12 protein-coding genes and 1 rRNA gene are annotated in these 13325 nt (G+C 43.8%); all 13 read right to left on the bottom strand.

Annotated features, from left to right (window positions below; genetic code table 11):
• Positions 1–76, bottom strand: a 16S ribosomal RNA gene (locus AB5642_RS18570); the annotation flags it as partial.
• A gap of 588 nt (positions 77–664) precedes the next feature.
• Positions 665–2041, bottom strand: a complete 1377-nt coding sequence (gene radA, locus AB5642_RS18565; RefSeq protein ID WP_173719676.1) for a DNA repair protein RadA — start codon at positions 2039–2041, stop codon at positions 665–667.
• Positions 2035–2448, bottom strand: a complete 414-nt coding sequence (locus AB5642_RS18560; protein WP_148462737.1) for an endosialidase — start codon at positions 2446–2448, stop codon at positions 2035–2037. The genes radA and AB5642_RS18560 overlap by 7 nt, the downstream gene beginning before the upstream one ends.
• A gap of 179 nt (positions 2449–2627) precedes the next feature.
• Complete coding sequence (locus AB5642_RS18555; RefSeq protein ID WP_173719678.1) at positions 2628–5087, bottom strand: ATP-dependent Clp protease ATP-binding subunit; 2460 nt, start codon at positions 5085–5087, stop codon at positions 2628–2630.
• A gap of 62 nt (positions 5088–5149) precedes the next feature.
• Positions 5150–5521 carry a GntR family transcriptional regulator gene (locus tag AB5642_RS18550; RefSeq protein WP_118579020.1) on the bottom strand — a complete coding sequence of 124 codons (372 nt, stop codon included), beginning with the start codon at positions 5519–5521 and terminating at the stop codon, positions 5150–5152.
• A 146-nt stretch (positions 5522–5667) separates the two neighbouring features.
• Positions 5668–6561: an SseB family protein gene (locus tag AB5642_RS18545; RefSeq protein WP_148462739.1), complete on the bottom strand. Its 894-nt coding sequence runs from the start codon at positions 6559–6561 to the stop codon at positions 5668–5670.
• Positions 6562–6718: 157 nt separating this feature from the next.
• Positions 6719–6817, bottom strand: a complete 99-nt coding sequence (locus AB5642_RS18540; RefSeq protein WP_368369533.1) for a DUF6783 domain-containing protein — start codon at positions 6815–6817, stop codon at positions 6719–6721.
• Positions 6818–6840: 23 nt separating this feature from the next.
• Entirely contained in the window at positions 6841–8034 is a 1194-nt protein-coding gene (locus tag AB5642_RS18535; protein ID WP_173717279.1) for an FprA family A-type flavoprotein, read from the bottom strand.
• A 141-nt stretch (positions 8035–8175) separates the two neighbouring features.
• Positions 8176–9450, bottom strand: a complete 1275-nt coding sequence (gene purD, locus AB5642_RS18530; protein WP_148462741.1) for a phosphoribosylamine--glycine ligase — start codon at positions 9448–9450, stop codon at positions 8176–8178.
• Between the two features lie 10 nt (positions 9451–9460).
• A complete protein-coding gene (gene purN / locus AB5642_RS18525) occupies positions 9461–10087 on the bottom strand; it encodes a phosphoribosylglycinamide formyltransferase (protein ID WP_148462742.1) in 627 nt (208 codons plus the stop codon).
• Complete coding sequence (gene purM / locus AB5642_RS18520) at positions 10081–11106, bottom strand: phosphoribosylformylglycinamidine cyclo-ligase (protein ID WP_118579246.1); 1026 nt, start codon at positions 11104–11106, stop codon at positions 10081–10083. The genes purN and purM overlap by 7 nt, the downstream gene beginning before the upstream one ends.
• Before the next feature lie 129 nt (positions 11107–11235).
• Positions 11236–11742, bottom strand: a complete 507-nt coding sequence (purE, locus tag AB5642_RS18515; RefSeq protein WP_118579028.1) for a 5-(carboxyamino)imidazole ribonucleotide mutase — start codon at positions 11740–11742, stop codon at positions 11236–11238.
• A gap of 140 nt (positions 11743–11882) precedes the next feature.
• Positions 11883–13325 (bottom strand): aminopeptidase (locus AB5642_RS18510; RefSeq protein WP_368371826.1); only part of this gene is annotated, 1443 nt, incomplete at its 5' end.

The following is a 13325-nucleotide window of genomic DNA, read 5'->3' as shown; positions in this document are numbered from 1 at the left end:
ATGTTTCCCGTTCGACTTGCATGTGTTAAGCACGCCGCCAGCGTTCATCCTGAGCCAGGATCAAACTCTCTGATAAAATGTGTTAGCAATTCAGCGCTGCTTGCAGCAACTTAATTGCGACTCACACTGATTAAGCCGAAGGCTTAAGAAGTGTTTGATTCACTCAAGACAACCAACTAGCTTAGTTATCTCTCGTCATTACTGTTTTAAAAGTTTCATTCGAAAATGAATTGTATAAAGAAATTTTCGAGAATCGTATGTGTTTCACTGTTTAGTTATCAAGGTTGTTTCGCTGTCATCTCTTTGCGACAGCTTGTTTACTTTATCATATCTTTCAAATCTTGTCAAGCACTTTTTTCAAAAGTTTTTCAGATTTTCAAGATCCTGTCTAAAGTTGTTCGTTTCTGTCGTTCTGTTCAAGCGACTTGATTACTTTATCATAAGTTCAGTCATTTGTCAACAGTTAATTTAAATTTTCTGAAAACTATTTTATTTTTCAGTATTTCAGAAGCAATTCCTTGCGACAGCTTGTTTACTATACCACTATCGTAAGGAATCGTCAAGCACTTTTTACAAAAAAATCCATATTTTTTGTACAGGTTATCATTGCTTACTTTTTCAAGTATTATTTCTCTATCTATTTTCACAAACGTAAACATAAAACCTATTTGCTCATAATATACCGGATGGCCTCCTGAATCTGTCTCACATAGACCAGATTAACCCCATCTGCTTTTTCCACTGAATTTCTGCATACCTCAGGCAGGATCACGGTGTCAAATCCCAGCTTTTTCGCCTCCTGCACTCTCTGCCCTGCCATACTTACAGCACGTACTTCTCCACTAAGTCCAATTTCACCAAAAGCCATCAATTTATCTGGAATTACAATATCTTTCATGCTGGATGCAATTGCCAGACAGATTCCAAGATCAATAGCCGGTTCTGTCATCTTCATCCCTCCGGCAATATTTACATAGGCGTCAGAAGAAGCAAGATGAAGCCCAACTTTCTTCTCCAATACAGCCATGAGAAGATTGACCCTGTTAAAATCCGTTCCCACAGCAGTCCTTCTTGGAATACCAAAATTACTCTCACAAACCAATGCCTGAATTTCCACAAGGATCGGGCGTGTCCCCTCCATAGAACATGCCACAACACACCCTGACGCGTTCTCAGGGCGTCCCTCTAAAAGATACTCCGAAGGGTTGGAAACCTCTTCAAGACCAGTTCCCTGCATTTCAAAAACGCCAATTTCATTGGTAGAACCAAATCGATTCTTCACCGCACGCAGGATCCGATAGGAAGCATGTCTGTCTCCCTCAAAATAAAGCACTGTGTCAACCATATGTTCCAGCACTCTCGGACCTGCCACATTGCCCTCCTTGGTCACATGACCAACAATGAAAATCGTTATTCCAAGACCTTTTGCAATCTGCATCAGTACATTCGTAGACTCTCTTACCTGAGAAACACTCCCCGGTGCAGAACCAATCTCCTCATCAAACATAGTCTGAATAGAGTCCACAATAGCTACATCTGGTTTCTTTCGTTCCATTACTTCTCGTACAGTATCCAGATTGGTCTCACATAAAAGCTGAAGGTTTTCGTTGAAAGTACCGATACGGTTAGCACGAAGTTTGATCTGACGCAGAGATTCCTCGCCTGAAATATAGAGGACAGAGCTTCCATTCTCTGCCAGATTCCGGCACACCTGCAAAAGAAGGGTGGATTTTCCGATACCCGGATCTCCCCCCACAAGAACCAAAGACCCGGGGACAATGCCGCCCCCGAGTACTCTGTCTAATTCACCTATTTTCGTCGTCTGACGCTCATCTTCCTTCAGACTGATGTCTTTTAAGATCACTGGTTCAGACTGTTGTCTGGAAACGGTCTTACCGCCTCCTGACGCCTTTTTCCCTGTGGAAACAGGTTCTTCCACAAAGGAATTCCATGCTTTGCAGCCAGGACACTGCCCCATCCACTTGGTGGATTCGTAACCGCACTCCTGGCAAAAATATACCATTTTTTTGTTTTTTAGCATTTTACAATTTTTACATCAACAGCTGAGCCATTTCCAAGCTCTACGCTGAAAGAAAGCTTTCCGCCAAGGTTGGTCTCCATTTTGCCTGTGCTTGCTCCGTCAAGATATACTTCATACTGAGCTTCTGCCTCAAGTTCAACCGTGATCTGTGCATCCTCCGGTCCTTCTACACGAAAACTCATCTGACTTCCATCCTGTGCAAGATCAAATACAGCGGTACCTGGTACGGACTCATAAACAAACATACCATTGCGTTCCAGCTTGGTGATCTCCTTGAATGTTTTTACTTTATACATATCTCCCTGATGGGGATAGTCTGAAACCTTTGATTTCTGGTTTTTCTCATAATCTCCAAAGCTGATGGTACCATTTTCCTCTGTACGGATCAGTTCCTTTACTACTGCCATGATGCTTGTCCTCCCTAAGACTCTTTCGTTATGTTCTCCAGCGGATTTCACCTCGCCAGATCCTTTTCACCGGTTCCCCGATGTTGTACATATTATATAATAAAACTTTTTTCTTTGCCAGTACCTTATATAAAATTTATAGTAATTTTAGAAGATTACGTTACTTTTCAAACAGGATCTTACTTCACTATAAAACGAATTTCTTTATTTCTATACTGTACCTGCACGATGTCTCCCCGCTTGATCTTGCCCTCCAGGAGCTCATTTGCCAGCCGGTCTTCTATCTTGGACTGAATGGCCCGTCGAAGAGGTCTTGCACCGTATTTAGCATCAAATCCGGCTTCCGCAATATAATCTACTGCAGAATTCGTCACATTCAGATGAATATCCATCTGTTCCTCACAACGTTTTTCCAGTGATTTCAGGAGTAGAAGTACAATTTTACGGATTTCCTCCTTATTCAGGGTGTGGAATACCATAATCTCGTCAATTCGATTCAGGAATTCTGGTTTGAAAAGACGGCGCACTTCTTCCATAACGCCGGATTTCATTTTTTCATAATCCTTTTTCTCATCTTTCTGGGAAATAAACCCAAGCTGCTTCGGTTCTACGATTGCCTGTGCGCCCGCATTGGAAGTCATGATAATGATTGTCTGTTTAAAATCCACTTTTCTTCCGTGGGCATCTGTAATATGTCCGTCATCCAGCACCTGAAGCAAAATATTAAACACATCCGGATGTGCTTTCTCGATCTCATCAAAAAGAATAACACTGTATGGATTTCTGCGTACTTTTTCACTGAGCTGTCCGCCCTCATCATATCCCACATATCCTGGCGGAGAACCGATCAGCTTGGAAACACTATGTTTCTCCATATATTCAGACATGTCTACACGAATCATAGCCTGTTCGCTGCCAAATACAGCCTGAGCCAGCGCCTTGGAAAGTTCTGTTTTTCCAACGCCTGTTGGTCCCAGAAACAGGAAAGAACCAATTGGACGGTTCGGATCCTTCAATCCTACACGACCACGTTTTACAGCCTGAGAAACAGCACGAACCGCTTCCTCCTGACCAATCACGCGTTTATGAAGTTCTTTTTCCAATTGAGCAAGGCGTCTGGTTTCTCCTTCTGTCAATCTTTGTACCGGAATTTTGGTCCAGTCGGATACAATGGAAGCTACGGCTTTTTCGTCCACTTTTCCGGATTTTCTCTGATTCTTCTTTTCTTCTTTTACTTGAAGCTGCTCAAGTCTGGCTTCTGCTTCCTTCTGTTTCTCCTGACATTCTTTGGCAAGACTTAAATAACCAGTTTTGATGGCACGCTCTTTCTCCTGAAGGATTTCCTGAATCTCACGGCTTAAATCCTCAATCTCGGAAGAAGCCTGATATCCGGAAAGCTGTACCTTAGAAGCAGCTTCATCAATCAGGTCGATTGCTTTATCCGGAAGAAATCTGTCGTTAATATAACGTACTGACATTTTAACTGCTGCTTCCAAAGCTTCATCTGATATTTCTACTTTATGATGTCTTTCATAGTATGGGCGAAGTCCTTTCAGGATCTCGTAAGCCTCCTCTTCAGAAGGCTCTTCCACGGTGACCGGCTGGAAGCGTCGCTCCAGAGCAGCATCCTTCTCTATATATTTGCGGTACTCTTCCAGAGTGGTCGCACCTATGATCTGCAATTCTCCACGGGAAAGAGATGGCTTCAGAATATTGGAAGCGTCAAGGGCTCCTTCTGCTCCGCCAGCTCCAATAATTGTATGAAGCTCATCAATAAACAGAAGAATCCCCTGATTCTCACGTACTTCATCCACGACCTTACGGATACGTTCCTCAAATTCACCTCTGTACTTGCTTCCAGCCACCATTCCAGACAGATCCAGCACTACCAGACGCTTGTCTTTAATCGTCTCCGGAACACTACCTGCAAGAATCCTCTGGGCAAGCCCCTCGGCAATGGCAGTCTTACCTACCCCTGGTTCGCCTACCAGACATGGATTATTCTTGGTTCTGCGGCTTAAAATCTGGATTAGCCTGCTGATTTCCTTTTCTCTTCCCACAACAGGGTCCAGTTTGCCCTCTGCTGCCATCTGGGTCAGATCACGGCTGTACTGGTCAAGCGCCGGCGTCGGGCTGCCTCCGAGATTTTGCATTGCCTTGGCAGCCTGGAACTCTTCCTGAATAGCCTCATTGTCATAGCCCATGGCTCCAAGGACTGCTGCGTAAAGCTTCTGGATGTTCACTCCCATCGTATACAAAAGCCGGGTTCCAACACAGTCCGTCTCGCGGAGCATGGCAAGGAGCAAATGCTCCGTTCCTGCCTTCTCACAGCCAGAATTCTGTGCCTCTGCCACGGCACTTTTCAGAACCTTCTCTGTTCTCGGACTGTATGGCGGCTTCATTTCAATCTCAGTTATATTTCCCACTTCTGCCGGAGTTACCAGCTTATCGATCAGTTCCACCAGTTTCTTGCCATCTACCTGAAATTCCTCCAGGACTCTTCCGGCAGTGCCTTCTGTCTCGCTTAAAAGTCCCAGTAAAAGATGTTCTGTACCAATATAGCCCAGTTCAAAATCAATGGCTGCTGCCTTTGCCAGTGTCAGGGCTGTCTGAGCCTGTTTCGTAAATTTATTTCGCATTGATCAATTGTTCCTCCTTACGCTAGTGTACAAACAAGTTGATTTCTCGAACAATCTCGCTTTTATTTCTCATATTCATCCAGAATCTCATCTATAAGACTATGCACTTCTTCCCTGGTCACATTATTGCAGCAGCCCCTTGCCAGCGCAACACGTAAATTCTGCTTCAATTCCTCCATAGCCCTTAACTTATCCACATCCAGACAGATTACTGCGCCTTTTCTTCTGTCAATGGAGACAAATCCTTCCTGGCGTAACAAGGAATAGGCCTTGTTTACAGTATGCATATTAATTCCAATGGTATCCGCAAGCTGTCTGACAGATGGAAGAGGATCTCCTTCCTGCAGCCGGGATGTGGCAATTCCCATAATGATCTGATTCATCAGCTGGGTATAAAGTGCCTCGTCACTCTGGAAATCTATCTCTATTACCATTTTATCCCTCCCTGTAAAAAATAGTGAATATCCCAAAAACAAAAGGACCGGAGTCATACAGCCCCGGTCTCTTCCTATCTTTCGTAATAAACACTTCGTTTAGATATAAGCCAAGCCATCTGCAAAGCTGGCAGCGCTCCCTATTCCTACTGAACCGGTGTCTCAGCTGCCGGTGCTTCTTCTGCCTTTACTTCACCCTCTGATGCCTTAGTCTCCTGCGTTGCTGCCGCAGCAGGTGCACTCTCAGCCGGTACTGAAGCCGGAGGAATCTCCACACCCAGAATCTTTCCAAGCTGTACTCTGTCAAGAATCAGATTGAATCCCATCGGGTTGATCACAAATGCTTTCGCCTGGTTGATAATGAGACCTGGCAGTTTGGCAAATGGAACCTTGGCTGCCCGAAGCTTCTTGCCTCTTGCAAATTTATCAAATTCCATAACATCTGTAAAAGCCGGCTGAAGAATATCCCCCTGTTTGTTCTTAAGATATGGAATGTTAACCTTGGTCGGGTCTTCCGGATCAGTAGCCATAGCTACCAGGAATTCAGATTTCTTAAGGTTCACGATCAGCTCTTCTTCCATTTCACGAAGGTTCACAGTGCGCTCCTCTTTCTTAATCGGGCGACGGAGCTCCTGCATAAAATAGATACCGGAAAGCTGAAGAGTGGAATTAAAAAGTGGCTGCTTCTTCGGCTCAAGCTGGCTGAAATCTGCCTGTCTGGCAATTCTGGTAAGTTCAACCTCAATCTGATTCTCTCCATCAACCCATACTACACTGTTTACACCGATTGCATAAAGTGTGCCGTAGAATCTTGGGTAGTCTTTCTTCTCATATTTCATTCCCATAAGAAGAATCTTATCCTCTAATTTCTTCTTGCCAAATGCTTTAATCTCCTCTTCTGTGGCAAATACCCACACCTGATCATTAAAGCTCTCTTGATCGCAAATTACATATGGAAGCTTCGTAGCCTGTGAATACGCTACAAAGATTTCGTCTCTTGTCTGTAATTCCTTAATTGCTTCCTGTTCAGTGATTCCCATGTCATTATCCTCTCAGTCCTGGTTTCCTGCTGTCGTATACGAAAATTCTATGAACCTTGTCCTGTCTGGCAGATTTCAAAACATATCGACAAAAACCTAATATAGGTTTTATTTTATAACAAAATTGCAAAAAAGTAAAGTCTAACCGTCAGTGTTTTTATGCAATTTTACCGCGTTCCATACTAGAACGTGTCCCAAAAATCATTTCTTCATGCTGCACGCCCCAATTTTCGGCATATCTTGTCACGCCTGGCATCCACTGATCCGACAAGCCTTCTCTTATTTTGTCATAAATTCTACAATCTTATCAAGCTGTGCCAGCTGGTCTTCTTTCAGGGCAGACTTTACCGTTACCGTCTCTTCATAGATTTCCATATCTTTCATACCAGAAAGGATCTCCTTCATCTGCTTACCTGCAGTAGAAGCCCAGGTACCGTTTTCCAGAACTGCCACTTTTCTCTTCTGCAGATTGTGGGCAGCAAGTTCATGAAGCAGGGTTTCCATCTTCGGGAAAAGTCCTGCATTATAAGTCGGGCAGGCAAATACGATTCTGTCACAGCGGAATGCTTCCGCTACCAGATAGGAAGGATCTGTTACAGAAACATCATAAACCTTCACATTCTTCTCCCCTGCATCTGCCAGTCTGCCTGCCAGAACATCAGCTGCATTCTCTGTATTTCCATAAATGGAGGCATACATAACCACAACATTATGGTCTTCAGGTGTATAAGTGCTCCATTTCTGATATTTGTCAATAAACCATCCAAGATCCTCTCTCCAGATAGGACCATGAAGTGGGCAGATCATGGCGATATCAAGTGTAAGAGCCTTTTTCAGGGCACTCTGAACCGGTCCGCCATATTTTCCAACAATATTTACCAGATATCTTCTGGCGTCATCCAGCCACTCTTCTTTAAAGTTTACTTCATCTGCAAACACATTTCCATTCAGCGCTCCAAAAGTACCAAAAGCATCTGCGCTAAAAAGCACTTTGTCATATGCATCGTATGTAACCATTGCCTCTGGCCAGTGAACCATGGGGATCATGGCAAACGCAAGGGTATGTTTACCTGTACTGATGGTATCTCCCTCTTTGATCACAACTGCATGGGCATCCACGTCAAAGGTAAAGAACTGTTTCATCATGTTAAAGGTCTTGGCATTTCCCACAACCTTCACTTCCGGGAATCTTCTTACCACCTCTTCCACAATTGCACAATGATCTGGTTCCATATGGTTTACGATCATATAATCCAAAGGTCTGTTTCCAAGAACATGCTCCAGATTTTCAAAAAACTGTCCGCTCACAGACTTGTCAACTGTATCCAGAAGCACGGTCTGCTCATCCAGGATCACATAAGAGTTGTAGGAAACTCCTCTTGGAATCGGGTAAATATTTTCAAAAAGGGCAAGTCTTCTGTCACTTGCACCGATCCAGTATAAATCTTCGTTTACTTTCTTCACATTGTACATAATGGTTCCTCCTAATGCTTTTGCTAAATAAATTCTGCAACACAGAATTCTCTGACTTTTGTATTTTCATCCTGTCAGGACTTCCATAACCAAAAACAGACAGGAAACACTCTTGTCTCCTGCCTATTTTATACCACTTAATTATGCTTCGTCAATTGCTTTTCCAATATCATGGCGCATATATTTATTTGCGAAAGTGATCCACTCTGTTGCCGCATAGGCATTTTTTCTGGCCTCTTTCAGATTGCTGCCTGTGGCTGTGATTCCTACAACACGTCCACCATTTGTAACGATCTGTCCATCCTTAAACTTGGTTCCGGCATGGAAACAGTAATATCCCTCTTTATCCTTGAAATTCTCAAATCCATACATCGGGATTTCTTTCTCATATTTCACCGGATATCCGTCACTTGCGAGAACTACACAAACAGCGGCATTGTCCTCAAACTGAAGATCGATCTGATCCAGAGTTCCATCAATGCAGGCTTCCATAACTTCTACAATGTCGTTCTTCATACGCGGAAGAACAACCTGTGCTTCCGGATCTCCGAAACGGGCATTGTATTCCAGTACCTTCGGACCATCTGCTGTCAGCATCAGACCAAAGAAAATGATTCCTTTAAATTCTCTTCCTTCAGCGGCCATTGCATCCACAGTTGGCTGATATACATATTTCTTACAGAACTCATCCACCTCTTTTGTGTAGAAAGGACTGGGAGAAAAGGTTCCCATTCCGCCTGTATTTAAGCCCTGGTCACCGTCCTTTGCACGCTTATGATCCTGTGCGGAGGTCATGGTTTTAATTGTTTTTCCATCTACAAAAGAAAGAACGGAAACTTCACGACCAGTCATAAATTCCTCAATAACCATGGTATTTCCGGCGCTTCCAAACTTCTTATCTTCCATGATCTCTTTCACACCAGCTTCTGCTTCCTGAAGATTCTGACAGATCAGAACACCTTTTCCAAGAGCAAGTCCGTCTGCTTTGAGGACGATAGGGAATTTTGCTTCGGTGCGAAGATAAACCAGTGCCTTTTCCGGGTCATCAAAATTCTCGTATGCGGCTGTCGGAATGTTGTATTTCTTCATCAGATCCTTGGAAAATGCCTTGGAGCCTTCCAGGATTGCTGCATTTTTACGAGGTCCGAATACCCGTAAACCGCGGGATTCAAACTCGTCTACTATACCGCCTACCAACGGATCATCCATACCGATGATGGTAAGGTCTATCTGATTTTCCTGAGCAAAATCAGCAAGTTTTTCAAATTCCATAGCACCAATGTTCACGCACTCTGCATACTCTGCAATTCCTGCATTTCCCGGTGCACAGTAAATCTTATCTGCCTTAGGGCTTCTGGATACACTCCATGCGATTGCATGCTCTCTTCCGCCGCTTCCTACGATCAGTACTTTCATAATCTCCTCCTTAATCGCTGATAGTCACAATATGATCTTCTACCGAAATCTTTCCATTGGCAATGAGATTAATTGCTTTCGGAAGGATCTTCCACTCTGCCTTTTCCATTACACTTCTCTGAAGAGACTGTGGGGTATCATCCGGCTCGATTTTTACTGCTTTCTGCAAAATAATAGGGCCGGTATCTGTACCTGTATCCACGAAATGAACAGTAGCACCTGTTACTTTCACGCCTCTTTTTAAGGCAGCTTCATGAACATGAAGTCCATAGTATCCTACGCCGCAAAAGGATGGGATCAGGGATGGATGGATATTGATGATCTTATTTGGAAATGCCTCCACGATCATAGGTGGAATTGCAACCAGATAGCCTGCAAGAACAATCAGTTCTGCACCGCTTTCCTGCAATTTCTTTAAAAGTGCCTTATGAAATTCTTCACGGTTTTCAAATTCTTTAGGGGAAATACAGACAGCCTCTATACCATGGTTCTTCGCTCTTTCCAGTGCGTAAGCATTTGGATTATTGCTGATCACAAGAGAAACTTCCGCGTTGGTGATCCTGCCGGAATCAATGGCATCCAGAATTGCCTGGAGATTGGTACCGCCTCCTGATACCAGGACAGCAACCTTTAGCATAATGTCACTCCCTTTTCTCCTGCTTCAATACGTCCTACTACGTATGGTGTCTCACCTGCTGCCTTGATTGCTTCCATAGTCTTATCTACATCAGCCGGATCAACTGCCAGAACCATACCAAGACCCATGTTGTAGGTGTTGTACATCATCTTTTCTTCAATGTCTCCGGTCTTTGCAAGAAGCTTAAAGATCGGAAGTACCGGATAACTGTCTTTCTCGATTACGGCTCTTGTGCCCTCTTTCAGCATACGAGGTACATTCTCATAGAAACCGCCGCCTGTGATATGGCTGCATGCGTGGATCTTAACCCCTGCATCTTTAATGCTCTTAAGAGCTTTTACATAAATCTTGGTTGGTGCGATCAGCGCCTCACCAAGGGTAGTTCCAAGTTCATCATAATATGTGTCCAGAGACTCTTTTGTCATCTCAAACACTTTGCGGACAAGAGAAAAACCATTGCTGTGTACGCCTGAGGAAGCCATTCCGATCAGAACATCTCCGGTATTTAAATTCTCTCCTGTAATCAGGTCTTTTTTATCAACAACACCAACTGCAAATCCAGCCAGGTCATACTCGTCTACCGGATAAAATCCTGGCATCTCAGCAGTTTCGCCGCCGATGAGGGCTGCGCTTGACTGGCTGCAGCCTTCTGCAACACCTTTTACGATCTCAGCAATCTTCTCCGGATAGTTCTTTCCACAGGCAATGTAGTCTAGGAAGAAAAGAGGTTCTCCGCCTGCACATGCAATATCGTTTACACACATTGCCACACAATCGATTCCAACAGTGTCATGTTTGTCCATAATAAATGCCAGTTTCAGCTTGGTTCCAACTCCGTCAGTTCCGGAAACCAGTGTAGGCTCTTCCATATCCTTGAAGCTGTTCATGGAAAAAGCACCTGAGAATCCGCCGATTCCTCCAAGTACTTCTGGTCTCATAGTCTTTGCAATATGCTGTTTCATTAATTCTACTGATTTGTATCCTGCCTCAATATCAACGCCCGCGTTCTTGTAATCCATGCCTTTTTCCTCCCAGAATTTTATGGTTTCTATTATGGTGTTTATTATGGTTTTCATAGAAAGATCCTGCCTCGCAGGATTCTTCACCTGCATCAGCAGAAAAGGTTATTCTGCCCCTGCTGTATAATTCTATTTTGTATAAGCCTTATGTCCCACTTCCTGTAATTTCGCATCCTTGGCTTCGACCTGCTCTTTCAGCTCCTGGCTGTAGGCTTTCAGACGTGCAAGAAGCTCCGGATCGGATGTTGCAAGAATCTTCGCTGCAAGAAGACCAGCATTTGCCCCTCCGTTAATTGCAACAGTTGCTACCGGAATGCCGGATGGCATCTGTACAATGGAATACAGGGAATCTCTTCCCCCAAGTGATGTAGTGTGCATAGGAATTCCGATAACCGGCATCGGGAAAATCGCTGCGCACATTCCTGGTAAATGTGCTGCCATACCGGCACCTGCAATGATGACCTTAAATCCTTTTTCCTCAGCTGTCTTCGCATAATCAAAGAACACGTCCGGCTCTCTGTGTGCGGAGATGATACGCATTTCGTAATCAATCCCAAGTTTCTCCAGAATGTCTGCTGCCTTGCTCATTACCGGCATATCTGAATCACTGCCCATTACAATTCCTACTTTTGGCATAATATTCTCCTCTTTTAGTTATATTTAGAACTACCATTCGCGTAAATTCTACTAAGAATAACATTTTCTGTCAATACGATTGAGGCAAAGAAAAATTTTATAGGGCTAATTAATTTTGCTGTTAGATTTTAAACTTTCCTTTATTCCTCAAAAGGTTTATTCAATTCTTCCGTTCCGGCCAGCACAAATCTGCCATCCTCAATAATCGAAATTTTCTCCCCATTCTTTCCAGGAACACAGATGCTTCCCAATTCATCATAGGGAATGGTAATATCCGTATGACAGCCAAAGTACGCCTTGCTTATATCTTCTTTTCTTAGAATGGAGATTTCATTATCTCTTGCAATGATTTCTTTTCCATCCGGATTGTACATGGCAGTATCCTCAGACCAGCTGTAACAGGTATCACCTACTGCAAAATGGGGTCCCATTTTTTCTGCAATCAGAATAGGCAGCTTATCTGCAATGTTGTATTTCTTCGCAGCTACATAAGCCGTAGTATTCGTTCCGATTGCAAATTCACCCATTGGAAGTGTTGGATGATGGAACAGGATATTATCCTCAATATATTTTTTATTCTCTTCTTCATTTTCAAAATTTCCGCAGGAATAGGATGCAATTTTTCCATCTTTAAATTCAAGTTTCAGATCACGGAACTGAAGGCCTTCCAGATATACCTGGCTTACATGAAGAAGACCGTCTGTTCCGGAAAGAACAGGGGAAGTAAACACTTCACCAACGGGAATATTTACATCCGCTACACAGTTCTCGAAATTGGACTGCTTCGTCGGGTCGGTAAGAGTGTGCAGATGTATCCTGAGATCTGTTTCATTTGCTCCTTTTCCCTTTACAGATACCCATTCTGCAGTATCCAGAGTATCGATAAGGGTCTGCTGGATTTTCTGGTAAAGCTGGTAATCCAGGGTGTTGATTTTCACGATCTGGCGGAAAATCTCCTCATAATCACCGCCGATCTCAGGAACCGGATATGCAATAATGGTAAAACTTCTCTCATCACCTTTAATGTAGCGGTTTGTAATCTGTCCAGCTTCATTTTGCATCTCAATTTCCAGCTTCTGCTGGGCATCACTGAACTGCCATGCCTCTTTTACACTCACCGGTGAAAACGGAGCTTCTCCAAATACCTCAATGCAGGCCGGACCAGCGTGAACATACGCCAGCTCCTTATATTTTTCATAGGAAGTCTGCAGGGCACGAAGGCGCTTCTGCACAAAATCCTGATCCAGAAAAAGCGCCCCGTCCTGTCGATGATCATAGTCAAACTGCGGGTTTGCAACAGCGCCTGTATAGCCAATTCTATAAGAGCCGCGCCTGTTTACCGCATGGGTCGGATAGCGATATATAACTGGCTTCAGCCCCATCTCCTCAAACTGAAGAACTGCCGCTTTTACCATACGTTCAAAACCAAGGTTGTAGCGGATATTGACTGTTTTCTTTTTGCTCAGGTCTTTGTGTCCATTTACAAATCCCAAACGGTAGCCCTCTGTATAAGTTCTTGCGCAGGAATCGATTTCTTCCTGGGAAAGACCGTTAAGAAATGCAGCCACTCCAAGTTCATTCTC

The organism is Ruminococcus sp. 1001136sp1_2201st1_G3_2201SCRN_220225 (assembly GCF_040924365.1).
Taxonomy (GTDB): Bacteria; Bacillota; Clostridia; order Lachnospirales; family Lachnospiraceae; genus Blautia_A; species Blautia_A faecis.
This window is presented reverse-complemented; position numbering and strand designations above follow the sequence as displayed.

Bases quoted from the DNA above. Each gene is read 5' to 3' on its own strand.
- radA (WP_173719676.1), bottom strand. From the start codon at position 2,041: ATGCTAAAAAACAAAAAAATGGTATATTTTTGCCAGGAGTGCGGTTAC.
- AB5642_RS18560 (WP_148462737.1), bottom strand. From the start codon at position 2,448: ATGGCAGTAGTAAAGGAACTGATCCGTACAGAGGAAAATGGTACCATC.
- AB5642_RS18555 (WP_173719678.1), bottom strand. From the start codon at position 5,087: ATGCGAAATAAATTTACGAAACAGGCTCAGACAGCCCTGACACTGGCA.
- AB5642_RS18550 (WP_118579020.1), bottom strand. From the start codon at position 5,521: ATGGTAATAGAGATAGATTTCCAGAGTGACGAGGCACTTTATACCCAG.
- AB5642_RS18545 (WP_148462739.1), bottom strand. From the start codon at position 6,561: ATGGGAATCACTGAACAGGAAGCAATTAAGGAATTACAGACAAGAGAC.
- AB5642_RS18540 (WP_368369533.1), bottom strand. From the start codon at position 6,817: ATGCCAGGCGTGACAAGATATGCCGAAAATTGGGGCGTGCAGCATGAA.
- AB5642_RS18535 (WP_173717279.1), bottom strand. From the start codon at position 8,034: ATGTACAATGTGAAGAAAGTAAACGAAGATTTATACTGGATCGGTGCA.
- purD (WP_148462741.1), bottom strand. From the start codon at position 9,450: ATGAAAGTACTGATCGTAGGAAGCGGCGGAAGAGAGCATGCAATCGCA.
- purN (WP_148462742.1), bottom strand. From the start codon at position 10,087: ATGCTAAAGGTTGCTGTCCTGGTATCAGGAGGCGGTACCAATCTCCAG.
- purM (WP_118579246.1), bottom strand. From the start codon at position 11,106: ATGGATTACAAGAACGCGGGCGTTGATATTGAGGCAGGATACAAATCA.
- purE (WP_118579028.1), bottom strand. From the start codon at position 11,742: ATGCCAAAAGTAGGAATTGTAATGGGCAGTGATTCAGATATGCCGGTA.